Consider the following 19027-nt stretch of genomic DNA (forward strand, 5'->3'; position numbering starts at 1 on the left):
CACGGGCGTGCGGAGGGGCGCACATCTGAGTGGGCAGGACCCTGATCTGCGGAAGATTCCCCTGGCATATGCCAAAGCCATCGGGCGGCCCTCACGCGTGCGCACGGTCGTAGGCTCAGGGACATGAGCCTCCGCCTGAGCACCGTGATTCTTCCCGTCCACCGCTGGCACGAGGGCGGTCGCGACCGCTGGCAGCGCGCGGAGGAACTGGGCTTCCACACCGCCTACACCTACGACCACCTGTCCTGGCGGACCTTCCGGGACGGCCCGTGGTTCGGGGCACTGCCCACGCTCACCGCCGCGGCGACGGCCACCGAACGCCTGCGGCTGGGCACCCTCGTGACCTCGCCGAACTTCCGCCACCCGGTCACGCTGGCCAAGGAGCTGATCTCCCTGGACGACATCTCGGGAGGCCGGATCACCCTCGGCATCGGCGCCGGGGGCAGCGGCTTCGACGCCACCGCCCTGGGGCAGGACGCCTGGACCCCGAGCGAACGCGCCGACCGCTTCGCCGAGTTCGTCCCGCTCCTGGACCGGCTGCTCACCGAGGACGCGGTGACCGAGCGCGGGAAGCACTACAGCGCGGAGGAGGCCCGCAACATCCCCGGCTGCGTCCAGCGGCCCCGGCTGCCCTTCGCGGTCGCCGCGACCGGGCCGCGGGGACTGAAGCTCGCCGCCCGCCACGGGCAGGCCTGGGTCACCACCGGCGACCCCAAGCTGTACGAGAACGGCACCCCGGAGGAGTCACGGGCCGCACTGCGGGCGCAGAACGAGAGGCTCACGGCGGCCTGCGCGGAGATCGGCCGGGACGCCTCCGAGCTGGACCGGGTCCTGCTCACCGGCTTCACACCGGACCGCAACGGCCCGCTGGAGTCCGTGGACGCGTTCGTCGATTTCGCGGGGCGCCACGCGGAGCTGGGCTTCACCGAGATCGTCGTCCACGCCCCGATCCCGGACTCGGACTTCGCCACCGACCCGAAGGTCTTCGAGCGCATCGCGACCGAGGCGCCCGCGCAGCTGGTGTAGCGGCGGGGCGGGGGCCCGGGGGTCTCTCTCAGCCGCGCAGGCGCAGGAACCGCGGAGGTACGGCGTCGGCCAGCCAGACCCCGTTGGCGCTGACCCGGAAGACATGGCCGGCGCGGTGCATCGCGCCGGCGTCCACGGTGAGGACGAGGGGACGGCCGCGGCGGGCGCCGACCCGGGTGGCCGTTTCCCGGTCGGAGGACAGGTGGACGTGGTGGCGGGCCATGGGGCGCAGGCCCTCGGCCCGGATCGCGTCCATCACCCGGGCGACCGTGCCGTGGTAGAGGTACGCGGGCGGTTCGGCCGGCGGCAGGTCCAGGTCGACGGCGACGGTGTGGCCCTGATTGGCGCGGATGCGGTCGCCCTCGGTGCCGCGCTCGACGGTGAAGCGCCGCTTGTCGTTGACGGCGACGACGTGGTCGAGCTCGGCGCGGGAGAAGCCGAACCCGTGCCGGGCCGCAGCGCGCAGTAGCTCCTCGACCGGGACCCAGCCGTTCTCGTCAAGGGTGAGGCCGATGCGTTCCGGCTGGTGCCGCAGATGCTTCGAAAGGTACTTGGACACCTTGACGGTGCGACGTTCGTCCATGGCGTCAGCGTGCCCGTGAGGGCTCTGCCGCGCATCCGCATTTCGGCTCGTCCCCTCGTCGGCTCGTCCCCTCGTCGGCTCGTAGCCTCTTCGGGTCGTAGCCTCTTCGGGTCGTCGGCTCGTCGGGTTTTCGTTCTTCCGCAGTTCTTCGGCTTTTTTTCCTCCGTCAGGTTTGATCCACAGCGAACTCGGGTTATCCACAAGCTATTTGGCGGTTCTGTGGACAACCCTCTTGCGGTTTAGGGGTTTTAGCCAATATTGCCCGCATTGGCGTGTGTTGCTGCGAGATCGTCCAACGTGCGGGCCTGCACTTCCCGTTCCGTGGCCGCCGCCACGAAGTCCGCCACGCGCTCCGCGCCAACCAGAGCCTCGACGGCCTGTGTTGTCCGGGCCGGGAGCAGCACGGGGCGGGTCGCGTCCTCGGCGATCGCCGTCTCATCCGCGCCGAGGTGATGATGCAGATGGCGCGTCGCGAACGTCCGCATGGCGCGGGCCAGTTCGGCGTCCACCGTCTGCTGTGCCAGCGGCCGGAGGCGCCGCACGAGCGACGCCGCCTCGACCGCGTCGGAGTCGGTGGGCGGTCGGTGGCCGAGATAGCGGGCGAAGACGTGCTCGGTGGTGAACTCCAGGAAACGGGAGGCGATGTGCTCCACCTGACCGCGAAGCTCTCTCAGGTGGCCCGAGATCGCGGACAGCGGGACCCCGGCTCCGTACAACTCGACCGCCACCGACAGCTCCTGCGGGCTGGGCACGAGGAATTCGTCGTCCCGGCCGGGCACCCGTTCCAGCACGCCGAGTTCCACCGCCTCGGCGATGGCCTCGTCGTCCTGCCGTCCGCCGAACCTCGCGTCCAGCTCCCGGCGGCTGATCCGGCCGGCCTCTTCGTCCGTCCACGGGCCGTGCACCTCCGCGACCAGACCGAGCACCCCGCCGAGCCCGCGTCCCGCGTCCCATGCCTCCAGCAACTCCTTGATGCTGGCCAGGGTGTAGCCCCGGTCGAGCAGGTCCGCGATCTGCCGCAGTCGGGCCAGATGGGTCTCGCGGTACACATTGGCCCGGCCGCGCCGCTCGGGCGTCGGGAGCAGCCCCCGGTCCTGATAGGCGCGGATCGTGCGCACCGTGGCCCCGCTGGCGTGGGCCAGGTCCTCGATCCGGTACTCGGCGGCCTGTGCCCCGGCCCCGGTCACAGCGGGGGCTTCAGCCGGGCGACGGAGCGCAGGGCCCCGGGGCTCAGCCGGGACAGCAGCCGCGCTCCGCGGGCCTCCGGGGTCACCGGCACCACCGCCTGGTTGCGCACGACGGCCCGCAGGATCGCGTCGGCGACCTTCGTAGGCGGGTAGTTGCGCCGGCCGTAGAGACGGATCGCCCGCTTCCGCAGCCGCTTCTCCTCCGCCGCGTCGGCCCCCGCGAAGCGCGCGGTGGCGGTGATGTTGGTGTTGACGATGCCGGGGCATATCGCGCTCACCCCGATCGACTTCTCCGCCAGCTCGGCCCGCAGGCATTCGCTGAGCATCAGCACGGCCGCCTTCGAGGTGCTGTAGGCGGGCAGTGCCCGGGAGGGCTGGAAGGCGGCCGCCGACGCCGTGTTGACGATGTGGCCGCCCTGGCCCCGGTCCGCCATCTGCTTGCCGAAGATCCGGCAGCCGTGGATGACCCCCCACAGATTGACGTCGAGGACCTTCTTCCACTCCTCGCTCGTGGTCTCCAGGAAGGAGCCGGCCAGCCCGATCCCGGCGTTGTTGACCAGGACGTCGACGATGCCGTATTCGGCGGCGACCCGGGCGGCGAGCTTCTCCATCGCGTCCTCGTCGCTGACGTCGACCGCCTCGCCCCAGGCCGCGGGAGCCCCGATCAGCCGCGCCAGCTCCGCGGTCCGGGCGGCCCCCTCCGCGTCCTGGTCCACGGCAACGACCCGGGCGCCCGCCTCGGCGAACGCGAACGCCGTGGCCCGCCCGATCCCGGAGGCCGCGCCCGTCACCAGGACCAGCTGACCGCCGAACCGCTGCGCATAGGGGCTCTGCGCCACCGTCTGCTGCGCGGGCGCACCCTCCCGCCCGGCGGACTCGTTCGCGGTGACGAACTCGTCGACCCAGGAGGCCAGCTGGTCCGGCCGGGTGCGGGGCACCCAGTGCTTGGCCGGAAGCGAGCGGCGCACCAGCGTGGGGACCCAGTCCTCCAGCCCGTCGTAGAGCCGCTCGGACAGGAAGGAGTCCCCGGTCGGCGTGATCAGCTGGACGGGTGCGTGGGCGAAGGCGTCCGCGCGGGGCCGGCTCAGCCGGGCGCGGACGTTGTCGCGGTAGAGCCACGCCCCGTGCGCCGCGTCGTCCGGGAGGGACGCGGTGGGGTAGTCGCCCGCGGGCACCTTCTCCATCCACTCCAGGATCCGGGGCCACCGCTTCCCGAGCGGGCCGCGCCAGGCGAGCTCCGGCAGGACCGGCGTGTGGAGCATGTACACGTACCAGGACTTCGCGCCCTGGCCGAGCAACTGGCCGACCCGGCGCGGGGTGGGGCGGCTCATCCGGCGCTTGATCCAGTGCCCGAAATGGTCCAGGGACGGCCCGGACATCGAGGTGAAGGAGGCGATCCTGCCCTCGGTCCGGCCGACCGTGACGAACTCCCAGGCCTGGACGGACCCCCAGTCGTGACCGACCACATGCACCGGCCGGTCCGGGCTGACGGCGTCGATCACGGCCAGGAAGTCGTCGGTCAGCTTCTCCAGGGTGAAGCCGCCGCGCAGCGGCTTCGGTGCGGTGGACGCGCCGTGCCCCCGCACGTCGTACAGCACCACGTGCCAGCGCTCGGCCAGCCGGACGGCGACGTCCGACCAGACCTCCTTGCTGTCCGGATAGCCGTGGACCAGCACCACGGTCGGCCGGCCGGCGTCGCCCAGCTCGGCGACGCACAGCTCGACGCCGCCCGTGACCACGCGTCGCTCACGTGCTCGGGACAGATTCACGCCGCCACCCTCTCCTCGGTCCAGCGCCGCACGTGCGGCAGATCGTCGTCCAGCCAGAAGGCGCTCTGCTCGGGATCCCTGGAGTCGGTGACGACCAGGATCTCCTCGAACTTCGCGCCCGTACCCGCAGCGGCACCCTGAACCCGGCGGAACGCGGTGCGGTCACCGAACCAGGCGAACGGGAGGTGGAACCAGTCGCGCACACCGCGCTCGCGCAGCCACGCGCGCTGCATCCGGGCCGCCCCGCGTTCGGTCACCCCCGATCGCAGCTGACCGGCGACCGCCTCCGCGCAGGCGCAGGCGTAGGCCAGGCGCTGGACTTCCCTGAACCCCCGCGGCTCCGGGACGCTTTCGTGCTGCACTGCCGAGATCATGCCGGTCATGCCACCGTCCGTTCCCTGCCGTGTGCGGTACGTGCCCGTAACGTGACACTGATGAATGTGACAATGTCCAGCGGTTGCGTCAAGGGGGTCTCGCCTCCTGTGGACAACCCATGTGTCCGCCCTGGGGAAAACTCCGGCCCTGCCGGACGGGACCCGGACGCCGCCGCCCCTGGGAACCCGGGCCCCGACCCTGGTGGACCCCGGTCGCGCCGTCCGCCCCCGAGTTCCCGTCTCGTCCTTCGCGGGGTCCCCTACGGGCGCGTACGCCTGGAGTCTGACGCGGATCCAGCCGTCAGGGCTGACGACCTCATCGGCCCGCGCCACTAACGTCATGTCCGTGACAGCCGTAATCGCTACCGAAGCCCTGAGCATGCGGTTCCCCCGGGTGACCGCGCTTGACCGGCTCACGTTGGACATCGGACCGGGTGTGACCGGTCTGGTGGGTTCCAACGGAGCCGGCAAGTCCACACTGATCAAGATCCTGCTGGGTCTCTCCCCCGCCACCGAAGGCCGGGCCGCAGTGCTCGGGCTCGATGTCGCGACCAGCGGCGCCGCCATCCGGGAGCGGGTGGGGTACATGCCCGAGCACGACTGCCTGCCGCCCGACGTCTCGGCGACCGAGTTCGTCGTGCACATGGCGCGCATGTCGGGTCTGCCGCCGACGGCGGCCCGCGAGCGCACGGCCGACACCCTGCGCCACGTCGGCCTCTACGAGGAGCGCTATCGCCCCATCGGCGGCTACTCGACCGGCATGAAGCAACGGGTGAAGCTGGCCCAGGCCCTCGTCCACGACCCCCGACTGGTCCTCCTCGACGAGCCGACCAACGGCCTGGACCCGGTCGGCCGTGACGAGATGCTCGGCCTGATCCGCCGGATCCACACCGACTTCGGCATCTCCGTGCTGGTGACCTCGCACCTCCTGGGCGAGCTGGAACGCACCTGCGACCACGTCGTCGTCATCGACGGCGGAACCCTTCTGCGCTCCAGCTCCACCAGCGACTTCACCCAGACCACCGCGACCCTCGCGGTCGAGGTGACCGACAGCGACACCCACCCCGACGGCACCGGCGCGCTGCGCAAGGTGCTCACCGACGCAGGGGTCACCCTCGTCGGCCACGACGGGATCGACACCGAGGGGCTGCCGGGCGCGGGCCACATCCTGCTGATCGAGGCGGCCGACGAGGACACGTACGACCTGGTCCGCGACAGCGTCGCCGGGCTCGGACTCGGCCTGGTCCGCATGGAACAGCGCCGCCACCACATCGCCGAGGTCTTCCGTACCGAACAGGGCGGGGCGCACGGCACCGCCGTCCCGGCCGCCACCGGGGCCGTACAGCAGAAGGGAAGCGGTCGCGATGAGCACTGAGACCGGGACCGCGGCCGGGCGCGACGCCTCCCGGATCCACAACATCGGCTACCGCTCCTACGACGGACCCCGGCTCGGCCGGGCCTACGCCCGCCGCTCCCTGTTCTCGCAGACGCTGCGGGGCTCCTTCGGACTGGGCCGCTCCGCCAAGTCCAAGGTGCTGCCCATGCTGCTGTTCGGCGTGATGGCGCTGGTCGCGGCGATCCTGGTGGCGGTCTCCATGGCCGCCCCGGACGCCAGCAAACTGGTGGTCGAGTACACCTCGTACGCGCTCTACCTCCAGGCCGTCATCGGCCTGTTCATCGCCGCCCAGGCACCGCAGGCGGTATCCAGGGACCTCCGTTTCAAGAGCGTCCCCCTGTACTTCTCGAGGCCGATCGAACGCGCCGACTACGTGACGGCGAAGTTCGCCGCCACCGCCACCGCGCTCTTCATCCTCACCGGCGCACCGCTGCTCATCCTCTATGTGGGCTCTCTGCTCGCGAAGTTCGACTTCGCCGATCAGACCATGTGGTTCGGCCAGGGACTGGTGTCGGTGGCGCTGCTGTCCGTGCTGTTCGCCGGTCTCGGCCTCGTGATGGCCGCCCTGACCCCGCGGCGCGGCTTCGGCGTCGCCGCGGTGATCGCCCTCCTGACCATCACCTACGGCGCCGTCTCCACGCTCCAGGCCATCGCCTGGGAGACCGGTTCGGAAGGGGCCGTGCAGTGGCTCGGCCTCTTCTCGCCGATCACGCTGATCGACGGGGTCCAGACCGCGTACCTCGGCGCGACCTCCGCCTTCCCCGGAGGGGAAGGCCCGGGGGCCGGGGCCGGTGTGGTCTACCTGATCGTTGTTCTCGCGCTCGTCGCCGGCTCGTACGCCGTCCTGATGCGCCGCTACCGGAGGGTCGGGCTGTGACCACCATCGAGATCGACCACACCTCCCGCTGGTTCGGCAACGTGGTCGCCGTCAACGACGTCTCCATGACCGTGGAGCCCGGCGTCACCGGACTCCTCGGCCCGAACGGCGCCGGAAAGTCCACCCTCATCAACATGATGGGCGGATTCCTCGCCCCGTCGACCGGGAAGGTCACGCTCGACGGCCGGCCGATCTGGCGCAACGAGGCCGTCTACAAGGAGATCGGCATCGTCCCGGAGCGGGAGGGGATGTACGACTTCCTCACCGGCAAGGAGTTCGTCGTCGCCAACGCCGAACTCCAGGGTCTGGGAGGCGCCGAAGCGCAGAAGGCGCTCGCCACGGTCCAGATGGAGTACGCGCAGGACCGCAAGATCTCCACGTACAGCAAAGGCATGCGCCAGCGCGTGAAGATGGCGTCCGCGCTGGTCCACGAGCCCTCGGTGCTGCTCCTGGACGAGCCGTTCAACGGGATGGACCCGCGCCAGCGGATGCAGCTGATGGAACTGCTGCGGCGGATGGGGGACGAGGGGCGCACGGTCCTGTTCTCCTCCCACATCCTCGAAGAGGTCGAGCAGCTGGCCTCGCACATCGAGGTGATCGTGGCGGGCCGTCACGCCGCGTCCGGTGACTTCCGGAAGATCCGCCGGCTGATGACGGACCGGCCGCACCGTTACCTGGTGCGCTCCAGTGACGACCGGGCCCTCGCCGCCGCACTCATCGCCGACCCGTCCACGGCGGGCATCGAGGTCGACGTGACCGAGAAGGCGTTGCGCATCCAGGCCGTCGACTTCGGGCGGTTCACCGAACTGCTGCCGAGGGTGGCCCGTGAGCAGGGCATTCGGCTGCTCACCGTCTCACCGTCCGACGAGTCCCTCGAATCGGTCTTTTCCTACCTCGTAGCGGCCTGAGTAGTGGCCTGAAAGGAGCTGTGCACCGTCATGTACGACCCCACAGTCGCCCGGCTCACCTACCGGGCCCTGCTCGGCCGGCGCCGGGCCGCCATCCTGTTCGTCCTGCCCGCACTGCTGCTGCTGATCGCCGCGGCCGTGCGCATGTTCGCCGGAACCGACGACCAGGTCGCCTCGGACGTCCTCGGCGGTTTCGCCATCGCCACGATGGTGCCGTTGATCGGCGTGATCGCGGGCACCGGCGCGATCGGCCCCGAGATCGACGACGGCTCGATCGTCTACCTGCTCGCCAAGCCGGTGAAACGACCCACGATCATCTTCACCAAGCTGATCGTGGCCATCGCGGTGACCATGGTGTTCTCGGCCCTGCCGACGCTTCTCGCGGGTCTGATCCTCAACGGCAACGGGCAGCAGGTCGCCGTCGCCTACACGATCGCGGCCCTGGTCGCCTCGATCGCGTACAGCGCCCTGTTCCTGCTGCTCGGCACGGTCAGCCGGCACGCGGTCGTCCTCGGCCTGGTCTACGCGCTGGTCTGGGAGGCGCTGTTCGGCAGCCTGGTGCCCGGCGCGCGGACGCTCAGCGTCCAGCAGTGGTCCCTGGCGGTCGCCCAGAAGGTCGCGGGCGACGGTGCGGTGACCTCGGATGTCGGCCTGCCGCTCGCCACGGTCCTGCTGGCCGCGGTCACGGTCGCCGCCACCTGGTACGCGGGCCAGAAGCTGCGGGCGCTGAAGCTGGCGGGCGAGGAGTGAGCCTTCCGGCCTGAGCCTTTCGGCCTGAGCCTTCGCGCGCGTCGACGGCCCCCGCCCTTTCGGACATGGGCGGGGGCCGTCGTATGAGCGGACAGATGTGCGCGTAACCGTACGTTTATCGGGTCGTTGGGCAGGCTGCGTGGAGGCAACTGGAATCCGTGGCGTCGTAGCGATCGTGAAATCGGGGAATGCCGGCACCGGGTGAGGCCCAGCCCACCGGACCGGTCATCGAGTGAGTGGCAACCGTGAGCGTCCTCCACCCCTGAAGCCCGGGGTGTGGGCCGTCCTCGTCATTCCCTCGTACGAAAGGCACACCCATGCCCACGGAAGTCGCCCTGCTCGAATCGCGCGCGCTGCGCGGGGAGCAGATGGGGCGCGTCGATGTCCTCGACAAGGTGAAGAGTCTGGTCATGCTCCCGGACGGAATTCACGTTCGCACAGAGGACGTGGCTCGCTACTTCGAAGTATCCACAGAGGTCGTGAAGAAGGTGACGCAGCGACATCGGGCGGAGGTCGAAGAGAACGGTCTCATCCTGCTGCGCGGCGCTGAGCTGCAGATCTTCCATAGGGACATGTTGTCCCTATGGAAGGAAGGGCGGGAAAGTTATCCACAGGCTGCCACGCGGCTGACCCTCTACACCCGCCGCACCGTCCTCAACATCGCCATGCTTCTTCGCGACAGCGACATCGCCCGATGTGTGCGTACGTACCTCCTCGACGCCGAGGAGTCGCTGCGCACGCAGTACGCCTCCCTCGACCGGCGCGTCACGCGCATCGAGAGCTGCCTCACCGGCGTCGGCAGTGCGCTGCAGGAGCTGGGGCCGGTGCTGGTGCGCATGTCGGAGCGGCTCGACAGTCTGGACCGCAAGGTGGAGCTGACGCACCAGGTGGTCGGGGCGATGAGCCTGCGGCTCACGGATGTGCGGCAGGACGTCGTGCGCCTGGACGGACGGCTGGACTCCTTCGCCCGGCAGCTGAAGGATCTGCGCCGCCGTAGCGGGCAGCGCTGAGACCGGCGGCCCGGGACCGTGGGAAACGGTGCCGGGCCGCTGTCGCGCTGTCAGATGGGCGGCCTACCGCACGGGCGCCGGGCGGAGCAGTTCCTCCAGCACCACCGCGATGCCGTCGTCCTCGTTGGACGCCGTGATCTCGTGGGCGACGGCCTTGAGGTCGTCGTGGGCGTTGGCCATGGCCACGCCGTGGTGGGCCCAGCCGAACATGGGGATGTCGTTCGGCATGTCGCCGAAGGCGATCGTGTCGGCCGCCTTCACGCCGAGCCGGCGGGCGGCCAGCGAGAGGCCGGTCGCCTTGCTCAGGCCCAGCGGCAGGATCTCGACCACACCGGCCCCGGCCATGACCACGTCGACCAGGCTGCCGACCGCCGCCCGCGCGGCGAAGGCCAGCGCGTCGTCGTCCAGCTCCGGGTGCTGTATGTAGACCTTGTTGAGGGGGGCGGTCCACATCTCGGTGGCGTCGTCCACGAAGAGGTACGGGAGCGGCCCCTCCTGCACCCGGTAGCCGGGGCCCACCAGCACCTCGCCGTCGAGTCCGTCGCGGCTAGCCGCCAGGTGCAGCGGGCCGACCTCCGCCTCGATCTTGGACAGCGCGAGTCCGGCGAGCTGCCTGTCCAGGGTCAGCGAGGTCAGCAGCTTGTGCTCGCCCGCGTGGTAGACCTGCGCGCCCTGACCGCAGACCGCGAGCCCCTCGTAACCGAGGTCGTCCAGGATGTGCCGGGTCCAGGGGACCGCACGTCCGGTGACGATGATGTGCGCGGCGCCGGCCGCCGTGGCGGCGGCCAGAGCCTCGCGGGTCCGCTCGGAGACCGTGTCGTCCCCGCGCAGCAGTGTGCCGTCGAGGTCGGTCGCGACGAGCTTGTAGGGGAAGGTCACTTGGCGACCGGTTCCAGGACCTCGCGCCCGCCCAGGTACGGGCGGAGCATCTCGGGCACCCGGACCGAACCGTCGGGGAGCTGGTGGTTCTCCAGGATCGCCACGATCGTGCGCGGTACGGCGCAGAGCGTGCCGTTCAGCGTGGCCAGCGGCTGGACCTTCTTGCCCTCGCGCATCCGGACGGACAGGCGGCGGGCCTGGAAGCCGTCGCAGTTCGACGCGGAGGTGAGCTCGCGGTACTTGCCCTGGGTCGGGATCCACGCCTCGCAGTCGAACTTCCGCGAGGCGGAGGAGCCGAGGTCACCGGTGGCGACGTCGATCACCTGGAAGGGCAGTTCGAGGGCGGTGAGCCACTGCTTCTCCCAGTCGAGGAGCCTGCGGTGCTCGGCCTCGGCGTCGGCCGGGTCGACGTACGAGAACATCTCGACCTTGTCGAACTGGTGGACGCGGAAGATGCCGCGGGTGTCCTTGCCGTACGTGCCGGCCTCGCGGCGGAAGCACGGGGAGAACCCGGCGTACCGCAGGGGCAGCTTGTCGGCGTCGATGATCTCGTCCATGTGGTACGCGGCGAGGGGGACCTCGGAGGTGCCGACCAGGTAGTAGTCGTCCTTCTCCAGGTGGTACACGTTCTCCGAGGCCTGGCCGAGGAAGCCGGTGCCCTCCATGGCGCGGGGGCGGACCAGCGCCGGGGTGAGCATCGGGATGAAGCCGGCCTCGGTGGCCTGGGCGATCGCCGCGTTGACGAGGGCGAGCTCCAGGAGCGCGCCGATGCCCGTGAGGTAGTAGAACCGCGAGCCGGAGACCTTGGCCCCGCGCTCCATGTCGATGGCGCCCAGCGCCTCGCCGATCTCCAGGTGGTCCTTGGGCTCGAAGCCCTCCGCGCCGAAGTCCCGGATGGTGCCGTGGGTCTCCAGGACGACGAAGTCCTCCTCGCCGCCGACCGGCACGTCCTCGTGGACGATGTTGCCGAGCTGGAGCAGGAGCCGCTTGGCGTCCGCGTCGGCCTCGTCCTGGGCGGCGTCGGCCGCCTTGACGTCGGCCTTGAGCTGTTCGGCCTTCTTGAGGAGCTCGGTGCGCTCCTCGGGGGTGGCCTTGGGGATCAGCTTGCCGAGGGACTTCTGTTCGGCGCGGAGTTCGTCGAAGCGGACGCCGGACGACCTGCGCAGCTCGTCGGCGGAGAGCAGGGCGTCGACGAGGTCGACGTCCTCTCCACGGGCGCGCTGGGAGGCGCGAACACGGTCGGGGTCCTCACGGAGCAGGCGAAGGTCAATCACCCCTCCAGGCTACCGGTGCGGTTCTCGCACTCGAACCGATATCACCGAGCGTGTCACTTTGACCGAATTGCCGGAATTGATATTCCTGAGGGGGGAATCGCTGACGGTGTGGAAGCCGGCGTCGACGCCTTGCCGGGGCGGGGCGGGGTGGGGCCGGGTGGGGCGAGGGGTCAATAACGGTGGTTAATTCCCCTGAACAGGGCAGAAGGTTCAGTCTTCCTTGACGTACCCGCCTTGGGTGGGGCGGGAGTTGGGGGCGCGTCGGGCGCCGTTGTCCACAGGGGTTTCGGGTCGGAATAGTTATCCACAGGCTGTGTGGAAGTTCTGTGGATGCTGGAGGGTGTAGTTCCGGAACTCGGGCGAAGCCCCGTGGAATCCCCGCCCAAACCCGTTCCACGTGCTCGTTCGGGTGGGAATTCCTCGCTTTAAAGTGTTGATCAAGGGAATGGGGGTGACTCGGGCGCCTCGTGCCGCCTGGTGCCTCTGTGGAAGGCTCTGAGGTGACTGGGTCGATTTGTCGACGATGTCGCATGAGGGTGTCGACTTGTCCCCAGGTCGAGAACCCTCCTGTGGATAACTCCCCGGAGTGCGTGACTATCTGTAGATCGCACCGCCGCGGAGCGCGCAAGGACACCACCCAGGGGCCTTCGCGCAAGGGCGCCGCCAGGGGCCTTCGCGCCGGGGCTTCTCCGGCCCTTCTGTCAGATCCGGCCGTCCTGGCTGCGCGCCAGCCAGTCGGCGGCTTCGATGAACGCCGCGTCCGACGTGCCCGCCCGCAGCGGCCGCACCTCGTCCGGGGAGACGCCCGCCCGCGGGTACGAGCCGAGGAACCGCACGTTCGGGCTGATCCGCTTCAGCCCCATCAGGGCCTCCCCGACCCGCCGGTCCGCGATGTGTCCCTCGGCGTCCACGGCGAAACAGTAGTTGCCGATGCCCTCGCCTGTCGGGCGGGACTGGATCAGCATCAGGTTGACGCCGCGCACCGCGAACTCCTGGAGCAGCTCCAGGAGGGCGCCGGGGTGGTCGTCGCCCAGCCGGATCACCACGGAGGTCTTGTCCGCGCCGGTCGGTGCGGAGGGCCGGGCGGGCCGGCCCACCAGGACGAAGCGCGTCTGGGCGTTCTCCGCGTCGTGGATCTCCGTCACCAGCGGTTCCAGGCCGTAGGTGGCGGCGGCGAACTCCCCGGCGAACGCGGCGTCGTACCGCCCCTCCTGGACCAGCCGGGCCCCGTCCGCGTTGGACGCCGCCGACTCCCAGAGGGCCCCCGGGAGGTGGGCCGCCATCCAGTTGCGGACCTGCGGCTGGGCGGCCGGGTGCGCGGTGACCGTCTTGACGTCCGACAGCTTGGTCCCGGGCCGTACCAGCAGCGCGAAGGTGATGGAGAGCAGCACCTCGCGGTAGATCATCAGCGGTTCCCCGCCGGCCAGCTCGTCCAGCGTCGCGGTGATGCCGCCCTCGACGGAGTTCTCGATCGGCACGAGCGCCGCCGCCGCCTCACCGCCGCGTACGGCGTCCAGGGCGGCCGGCACGGACACCATCGGGACGAGTTCCCGGGTGGCGGCCTCCGGGAGTGTGCGTAGAGCGACCTCGGTGAAGGTGCCTTCGGGACCGAGATAGGCGTACCGCGTGGCTGACATACGGTCACCCTAATGCGCCCCGCGACGCCTGCCGCGCTGTCTCAGAATACGGTCGGGCGGCTCCGGCGGCCTGTGCCCCGGGCATGCTCGCCGACCGCTCGGCCCCCTACGACTCCAGCAGCCGCTGTCCCACGTACTCGCCCTCCGCCGCCCCGCCCGGGACCGCGAACACCCCGCTCGCCTCGTGCCGGAGGAACGGCGACAGCGCGTCGCCCCGGTCGAGCTTGCGCTGCACCGGCACGAAACCGCGGAACGGGTCCGCCTGCCAGCAGATGAAGAGGAGCCCGGCGTCCGGAGTGCCGTCCTCCGCGATGCCGTCGTGGTACGAGAACGGGCGGCGCAGCATGGCGGCCCCGCCGTTCTTCTCGGGCGAGGAGATCCGGGCGTGGGCGTTGTCGGGGATCACGAGCCTGCCGTCCGGGCCTGCCTTGTCGAGGTCCATCTCCGTGGTCTCGGTCCCTCCGCTCAGCGGCGCCCCGTCCGCCTTGCGCCGCCCGATGACCCGCTCCTGGCGTTCCACCGGAAGCTTCTCCCAGTCGTCCAGGAGCATCCTGATCCGGCGGACGACGGCGTACGAACCGCCCTCCATCCACTCCTGCGGCTTCCCGGGGGAGGCGGGGACGAAGACGCGCCGGTCGAAGTCCTCGTCGTCCTGCTTCGGGTTTCCGGTCCCGTCGATCTGGCCCATCAGATTGCGGGCGGTCATCGGCCGGGCGGTCGCGCCGGGGGAGCGGTTGAAGCCGTTCATCTGCCACCGCACCCGTGCCGTGCCCGCGGCTTCCTTCTGGAGGGCCCGCAGCGCGTGGAAGGCGACCAGCGCGTCGTCCGCGCCGATCTGGACCCATAGATCGCCGTTCGACCGCTCGGCGTCGAGGGCGTCGGCGGAGAACGCGGGCAGCGGGTCGAGCGCCGCGGGCAGGCGGGCGGTGAGACCGGTGCGCGCGAAGAACGTACGACCGAAGCCGAAGGTGACGGTCAGAGACGACGGCCCGGCGTCCAGGGCGATCCCGGTGTCGTGCCCGGGGCCGTCCGGCCCGCCCGCCGCGGGGCGGCCCGCCATCAGCTCCTTCGCCACCGCGGACCAGCGCCGCAGCAGCGCGGCCGCCTCCTTGCGCCCGGCGCCCGCTGCCAGGTCGAAGGCGACGAGGTGGCCCCGGGCCTGAAGCGGAGTGGTGATCCCCGGTTGATGTTTCCCGTGAAACATCGCCTCGGTCGCCCCGACGGTCGTCAGCGCGGCCGTCTCCTCGGGGCGGGTGGCGGCGTACCCGGCGGCCCCGGCCCCGGCTCCCAGCACCAGCCCCGTGGCGCCCGCCGCACCCGCCGTGCCCAGCAGCCGCCGCCGCGATACGCCGGTACCGCCGGAGCGGTCGCGGCCCGCGGAGCCGGTGCGGTCGCGGCCCGCGGAGCCGGTGCGGTCGCCGCCCGGAGCGCCGGTGGGGGCGGTCGTGCCGGGGGTCTGCTTCTCGGTCTTGCTCACCGTGCTCAGCCGATCTTCGCGTTGTCGTCGATGGTGACCTGGTCGATGTCCGACGTCCGTACGGTCACGTCGACCTTCCAGTCCCCGGCCATCGGGATCTGTACGCCGCTCGCCGTCCAGTGCCCCTCGGCCAGCCGGTCCGGGACGACCGGCAGCGGGCCGATGTCCTTCGCTTTCAGGGTGAGGGCCAGCTTCAGCTCGGGGACGTCCATCGGCTCGCCGTCGCTGCCGTCGATCCACACATGCAGATCGTTGGATCCGGTGCGGCCGGGGTCGATGTCGATGCGGACGGTGCCCTTGCCGTTCTCGCCGCCGGTGTCGAACGGCATGCTCAGGTTGACCGGGACGCCGGCGGCGGGGGCGGTGGCCGCGGTGGCGCCGCCCGCGGCCTCCTCCTCGGTACGGCCCGGCTCGGTGGAGGTCAGCATGGTGGTGACGGCCAGCAGGACGACGGCGACGGCGGCTTCGGCCAGGACCGAGCGGCGCAGCCCGGAGCGCTCCGGGTCGGCGTCCCGTATCCGCTTCTTCTTGGTCGCGGTCAGGACGGCCCGCTGACGGGCCAGTTGTGCGGCGCGCTCGGGGGCGACCTCGTCGGAAGCCTCCGCCGACGCGGCCGGGGCGGTGCTCTCCGGCTCGGGCGCGGCGGCCTCCTCTTCCTCCTCGGCTCCGGAGGAGGCGACGGCGGTGTCCGTCAGCCGCCCCGTCCAGCGCCGGGAGAACCACGCGACGGCCAGCAGGACGGCGATCAGCGCCACCTTGAGGATCAGCAGCTGGCCGTAGCGCGTCCCGGTCAGCGCCGACCAGGAGCCGACCTGCCGCCAGGACTGGTAGATCCCGGTCGCGGCCAGGACCACGACACTGCCGAACGCGACCGCGGAGAAGCGCCGGACCGCGGCGCTCCCGATGTCCGGCGTCCGGTACAGCGCCACCAGGAGCGAGGCGAGCCCGCCGAGCCAGGCGGCGACGGCCAGCAGGTGAAGGACGTCCACCGGCATGGCGATGCTCGTCTGGATGCCGGTCGAGGCGTGTTCGGACATCGCCCAGGTGGCGGCGATGCCCGCCGCGACCACCCCGCCCCCGACGGCGAGGCCGAAGGTGAGGTCCTTCTTCTCCTGTTCGTCCTCGCGCCGGGCGTACGTGCCGAAGAGCACGGCGATGAACAGGGCGGCGGCCCCGAGCAGCAGCAGCCGGGAGACGAGGGCGGCGCCGGGCTTGGTGTCCAGGACGGACTGGAGGCCGGCGAGGTCGAAGGCGTCGGCGAACTTCCCGCTTCCGGTGTACGGGTTGCGCAGCAGCAGCATGACCAGGGTCGCCGCGGTCAGCGTGAGCCAGCCCCGCACCACGAGCCGCTGCATCGGCAGGGCGGTCGCGCCGCGCCGCCAGCAGACCAGGACGAACGCGCTGCCGCCGACGAGCAGGACGAATCCGCCGTACGCGGCGTAGCGCGCGATGTCGTAGACGACGCCGACCGGGCCGCCGCCCGCCTCCTGGGAGGGCAGGGCCACCGTGGTCTCGGACGGGGCGCCGATGGAGAACGTGAACGCGCCGGAGATCGGGTGGCTGTCGGCGGAGATCGCCTGCCAGGCCACCGTGTAGGTGCCGTCCGGCAGGCCGGAGTGGAGCGCGACGCCGTAGCGGACGGTGGAGCCCTCGGAGAGATCGCGCGGTTCGGCTTCGGTGTCGGCGCGCTTGCCGCTGGGGTCGAGGACCCGGATGGAGTCGTCGCCCACGGCGATGGCCTCGGAGAAGCTGAGGGTGACCTCCTTGGGCGCGGTGTCCACCACCGCCCCGTCCCGCGGGTCGCTCCCGGTGAGGGCGGCGTGCGCGGACGCCGGGCCCGCGCCGGCCAGCAGCAGCCCGAAGACCAGGCTGATCAGCGCGGCGAGAAGCGCGGCGACGGCGACGGGCCGTCGTATCGGGGACGGTCCGGTGTACGGGGCGGTGGCAGACATGGGTTCAGTCCCTCACTGCTTCTTCGGGTTGTGGGTGGTTTCCTTCACCGGCAGGTCGACCGTGATGGGGCCGGCCTTCTCGAAGTGCAGCTCGACGGGGACCTTCTCGCCCTGCTGGGGCTTCTGTTTGAGCTTCATGAACATGATGTGGTTGCCACCGCGTTCGAGATCGAGCTCGCCGTTCGCGGGCACCTCGAACGAGGAGACCTCGCGCATCTTCTGGTTCTTCGTCCTGTGGATCGTGACGTCGTCGGAGAGCGGACTGGTCACCGAGGTGAGCCGGTCCCCGGCGCCGCCGCTGTTCCGGACGACGAGGAACCCGGCGGCCATGTCGCTGACGGGCTGCGGCAGATACGCCCCGACGACCTTCAGGTCGGGCTTCGCGCTGTCCGACGAGCACCCGGCCAGCGTCAGCCCCGTGGTGAGGGCCAGGGCGCCGGCGAGGGCTGCGCGACGGTTCACGGAGCCTCCCCCTTGAGCAGCTTGGGGAGGTCCTTCGTGTACTCATCGGCGGTGGTGTCCTCGCCGTAGAGGACATACCCCTTGTCCGTCTTCGGGGAGAAGGCGATGACCTGGGCGCCGTGCATCGAGACGACGGTTCCGTCCTTCTCCTTCTTCGGCGCGTCGATACCGATGCCGATCTGCCGCGCCCCGGCCTGGATGGCCGGGAAGTCGCCGGTGAGGCCGGTGAAGGAGGGGTCCTGGGCGGAGAGCCACTTGCCGAGCGAGGCGGGGGTGTCGCGCTCGGGGTCGGTGGTGATGAAGACGACCTGGAGCTTCTCCTGGTCGGCCTTGGGCAGCTCCCGCTTGGCGAGGGAGATGTTGCTCATGGTCAGCGGGCAGACGTCGGGGCAGTTGGTGTAGCCGAAGTAGATGAGCGTCGGCTTGCCCTTGGTCGCCTCGCGGAGGTCGTACTCCTTGCCGTGGGTGTCGGTGAGGACGAGGTCCGGCTTGGTGAACGGCTGGTCGAGGACGGTCGCGGCCTTGTTCTTCGGCGCGGCGCTGACGTCGGCGATGGACGAGGACTCCGCCTTGTCGTCAGCGGTGCCGCAGGCGGAGAGGGCCAGTGCGGCCGCGGCGGCGAACGCCACGGCCGTCACTGCTTTTGTGTTGCGCATGGGGTGAGGTGTCCTGAACGTGGTGCGGGTGAGGGAACCGGCAGGTCAGGCCGAGCGGCGGCGTCCGGCGAGCACGCCGAACGCGATGCCACCGATGCCGATGACGATGCCGATGATGCCCAGGGTGCGGGCGGTGGTGTCGCTGGAGGAGGAGGACGCGGCGGTGCTGCTCCCCTTGGACGACGCGTCGGCGCCGGCGGCCTTCTGGCCGTCGGACTCCTTGGCGTCGTCGGCCGCGCCGCCGTGGTGGCCCTCGGCGGCGGCGGTCAGCTTCAGGACCGGGGCCGGGCTGGCGGGCTCCTCGCCGCCGGCCGTGGGCTCCTCGATCCAGCGGACGACTTCCTTGTTGTCGTACGTCTGGATCGCCTTGAAGACGAGCTGGTCGGCGTCCTCGGGGAGCGCGCCGACGGAGACCGGGAACTGCTGGAAGTAGCCGGGGGCGATCTCGCCCTCGTCCGCGGTCCAGGTCACCTTGGAGACGGCCTCGGTGATCTTCTTGCCGTGCACCTCAAGAGGCTTGTCGAGCTTGCTCTTGGCGATGTCGATCTTCCAGCCGGGGACGGCCTGCGGGGTGACGGACGACAGCGGGTGGTCGGCCGGGAAGTTGACTTCGAGCTTCACGGTCGAGGCCTGGTCGCGCTCGTTGGGGACCTTGAAGTTGAGCGTGGCGTATCCGCCCTTGGCGGCCTCGCCGACCGGCTGGACGCTGACGTGGGCGGCGGCCGGGCCGGCGATCAGCAGGACGGTGGACGCGGCGACGCCGCCGGCGAGGGCGATACGGGAAAGCTTCATGGCAGGAATCTCCACAGG

18 protein-coding genes are annotated in these 19027 nt (G+C 70.9%); 6 read left to right on the plus strand and 12 right to left on the minus strand.

What is annotated here, in order from left to right:
• The first annotated feature begins 123 nt into the window (after nucleotides 1-123).
• Nucleotides 124-1026, plus strand: a complete 903-nt coding sequence (locus tag PSQ21_RS16910) for an LLM class flavin-dependent oxidoreductase (protein ID WP_274031352.1) — start codon at nucleotides 124-126, stop codon at nucleotides 1024-1026.
• Nucleotides 1027-1054: 28 nt separating this feature from the next.
• Here PSQ21_RS16910 and PSQ21_RS16915 read toward each other — a convergent pair whose 3' ends face one another.
• From PSQ21_RS16915 to PSQ21_RS16930, 4 genes are all read right to left on the minus strand, one after another.
• On the minus strand, nucleotides 1055-1609 hold the full coding sequence (locus PSQ21_RS16915) for an RNA 2'-phosphotransferase (protein WP_274031353.1): 555 nt from the start codon (nucleotides 1607-1609) through the stop codon (nucleotides 1055-1057).
• Nucleotides 1610-1857: 248 nt separating this feature from the next.
• Nucleotides 1858-2796, minus strand: a complete 939-nt coding sequence (locus tag PSQ21_RS16920) for a MerR family transcriptional regulator (protein ID WP_274031354.1) — start codon at nucleotides 2794-2796, stop codon at nucleotides 1858-1860.
• Nucleotides 2793-4565 carry an SDR family oxidoreductase gene (locus PSQ21_RS16925; protein WP_274031355.1) on the minus strand — a complete coding sequence of 591 codons (1773 nt, stop codon included), beginning with the start codon at nucleotides 4563-4565 and terminating at the stop codon, nucleotides 2793-2795. Before PSQ21_RS16925 ends, PSQ21_RS16920 begins: the two co-directional genes overlap by 4 nt.
• Nucleotides 4562-4948: a M24 family metallopeptidase gene (locus tag PSQ21_RS16930; protein WP_274031356.1), complete on the minus strand. Its 387-nt coding sequence runs from the start codon at nucleotides 4946-4948 to the stop codon at nucleotides 4562-4564. The genes PSQ21_RS16925 and PSQ21_RS16930 overlap by 4 nt, the downstream gene beginning before the upstream one ends.
• Nucleotides 4949-5318: 370 nt before the next feature.
• Here PSQ21_RS16930 and PSQ21_RS16935 point away from each other — a divergent pair, with 370 nt between their 5' ends.
• The 5 genes from PSQ21_RS16935 (at nucleotide 5319) to PSQ21_RS16955 (ending at nucleotide 9880) form a co-directional block, all read left to right on the plus strand.
• Nucleotides 5319-6314 carry an ABC transporter ATP-binding protein gene (locus tag PSQ21_RS16935; protein WP_274035800.1) on the plus strand — a complete coding sequence of 332 codons (996 nt, stop codon included), beginning with the start codon at nucleotides 5319-5321 and terminating at the stop codon, nucleotides 6312-6314.
• Nucleotides 6304-7212, plus strand: coding sequence for an ABC transporter permease subunit (locus PSQ21_RS16940; RefSeq protein ID WP_274031357.1), 909 nt, complete (start codon nucleotides 6304-6306; stop codon nucleotides 7210-7212). The genes PSQ21_RS16935 and PSQ21_RS16940 overlap by 11 nt, the downstream gene beginning before the upstream one ends.
• Nucleotides 7209-8120, plus strand: coding sequence for an ABC transporter ATP-binding protein (locus tag PSQ21_RS16945; protein WP_274031358.1), 912 nt, complete (start codon nucleotides 7209-7211; stop codon nucleotides 8118-8120). Before PSQ21_RS16940 ends, PSQ21_RS16945 begins: the two co-directional genes overlap by 4 nt.
• A 30-nt stretch (nucleotides 8121-8150) precedes the next feature.
• Nucleotides 8151-8870, plus strand: coding sequence for an ABC transporter permease (locus tag PSQ21_RS16950; protein WP_274031359.1), 720 nt, complete (start codon nucleotides 8151-8153; stop codon nucleotides 8868-8870).
• A 317-nt stretch (nucleotides 8871-9187) separates the two neighbouring features.
• The gene (locus PSQ21_RS16955) at nucleotides 9188-9880 is read left to right on the plus strand and encodes a hypothetical protein (RefSeq protein WP_274031360.1); all 693 of its coding nucleotides are present in this window, start codon (nucleotides 9188-9190) and stop codon (nucleotides 9878-9880) included.
• 63 nt (nucleotides 9881-9943) lie between these two features.
• On the opposite strand, the gene PSQ21_RS16960 is transcribed toward PSQ21_RS16955, so the two are convergent.
• The 8 genes from PSQ21_RS16960 to PSQ21_RS16995 form a co-directional block, all read right to left on the minus strand.
• Nucleotides 9944-10759 (minus strand): HAD family hydrolase, encoded by an 816-nt coding sequence (locus PSQ21_RS16960; RefSeq protein ID WP_274031361.1) that lies wholly within the window; start codon nucleotides 10757-10759, stop codon nucleotides 9944-9946.
• On the minus strand, nucleotides 10756-12033 hold the full coding sequence (serS, locus tag PSQ21_RS16965; protein WP_274031362.1) for a serine--tRNA ligase: 1278 nt from the start codon (nucleotides 12031-12033) through the stop codon (nucleotides 10756-10758). The genes PSQ21_RS16960 and serS overlap by 4 nt, the downstream gene beginning before the upstream one ends.
• Before the next feature lie 701 nt (nucleotides 12034-12734).
• A complete protein-coding gene (gene pheA / locus PSQ21_RS16970; protein WP_274031363.1) occupies nucleotides 12735-13670 on the minus strand; it encodes a prephenate dehydratase in 936 nt (311 codons plus the stop codon).
• Nucleotides 13671-13776: 106 nt separating this feature from the next.
• Complete coding sequence (gene efeB, locus PSQ21_RS16975) at nucleotides 13777-15147, minus strand: iron uptake transporter deferrochelatase/peroxidase subunit (RefSeq protein WP_274031364.1); 1371 nt, start codon at nucleotides 15145-15147, stop codon at nucleotides 13777-13779.
• Nucleotides 15148-15152: 5 nt separating this feature from the next.
• A complete protein-coding gene (locus PSQ21_RS16980) occupies nucleotides 15153-17099 on the minus strand; it encodes a copper resistance CopC/CopD family protein (protein WP_274031365.1) in 1947 nt (648 codons plus the stop codon).
• A 12-nt stretch (nucleotides 17100-17111) separates the two neighbouring features.
• Nucleotides 17112-17561 (minus strand): copper chaperone PCu(A)C, encoded by a 450-nt coding sequence (locus PSQ21_RS16985; RefSeq protein ID WP_274031366.1) that lies wholly within the window; start codon nucleotides 17559-17561, stop codon nucleotides 17112-17114.
• Nucleotides 17558-18217, minus strand: coding sequence for an SCO family protein (locus tag PSQ21_RS16990; protein WP_274031367.1), 660 nt, complete (start codon nucleotides 18215-18217; stop codon nucleotides 17558-17560). The genes PSQ21_RS16985 and PSQ21_RS16990 overlap by 4 nt, the downstream gene beginning before the upstream one ends.
• Before the next feature lie 45 nt (nucleotides 18218-18262).
• Complete coding sequence (locus PSQ21_RS16995; RefSeq protein ID WP_274031368.1) at nucleotides 18263-19009, minus strand: YcnI family copper-binding membrane protein; 747 nt, start codon at nucleotides 19007-19009, stop codon at nucleotides 18263-18265.
• Between the last annotated feature and the right edge of the window lie 18 nt (nucleotides 19010-19027).

Source organism: Streptomyces sp. MMBL 11-1 (genome assembly GCF_028622875.1).
In the GTDB taxonomy this organism is placed as follows: domain Bacteria; phylum Actinomycetota; class Actinomycetes; order Streptomycetales; family Streptomycetaceae; genus Streptomyces.

Excerpts from the sequence above, each read along its gene's own strand:
- pheA (WP_274031363.1), bottom strand. The coding sequence starts at position 13,670 with ATGTCAGCCACGCGGTACGCCTATCTCGGTCCCGAAGGCACCTTCACC.
- PSQ21_RS16935 (WP_274035800.1), top strand. The coding sequence starts at position 5,319 with ATGCGGTTCCCCCGGGTGACCGCGCTTGACCGGCTCACGTTGGACATC.
- PSQ21_RS16980 (WP_274031365.1), bottom strand. The coding sequence starts at position 17,099 with ATGTCTGCCACCGCCCCGTACACCGGACCGTCCCCGATACGACGGCCC.
- PSQ21_RS16995 (WP_274031368.1), bottom strand. The coding sequence starts at position 19,009 with ATGAAGCTTTCCCGTATCGCCCTCGCCGGCGGCGTCGCCGCGTCCACC.
- PSQ21_RS16990 (WP_274031367.1), bottom strand. The coding sequence starts at position 18,217 with ATGCGCAACACAAAAGCAGTGACGGCCGTGGCGTTCGCCGCCGCGGCC.
- PSQ21_RS16950 (WP_274031359.1), top strand. The coding sequence starts at position 8,151 with ATGTACGACCCCACAGTCGCCCGGCTCACCTACCGGGCCCTGCTCGGC.
- PSQ21_RS16910 (WP_274031352.1), top strand. The coding sequence starts at position 124 with ATGAGCCTCCGCCTGAGCACCGTGATTCTTCCCGTCCACCGCTGGCAC.
- PSQ21_RS16940 (WP_274031357.1), top strand. The coding sequence starts at position 6,304 with ATGAGCACTGAGACCGGGACCGCGGCCGGGCGCGACGCCTCCCGGATC.
- PSQ21_RS16930 (WP_274031356.1), bottom strand. The coding sequence starts at position 4,948 with ATGACCGGCATGATCTCGGCAGTGCAGCACGAAAGCGTCCCGGAGCCG.
- PSQ21_RS16955 (WP_274031360.1), top strand. The coding sequence starts at position 9,188 with ATGCCCACGGAAGTCGCCCTGCTCGAATCGCGCGCGCTGCGCGGGGAG.
- PSQ21_RS16915 (WP_274031353.1), bottom strand. The coding sequence starts at position 1,609 with ATGGACGAACGTCGCACCGTCAAGGTGTCCAAGTACCTTTCGAAGCAT.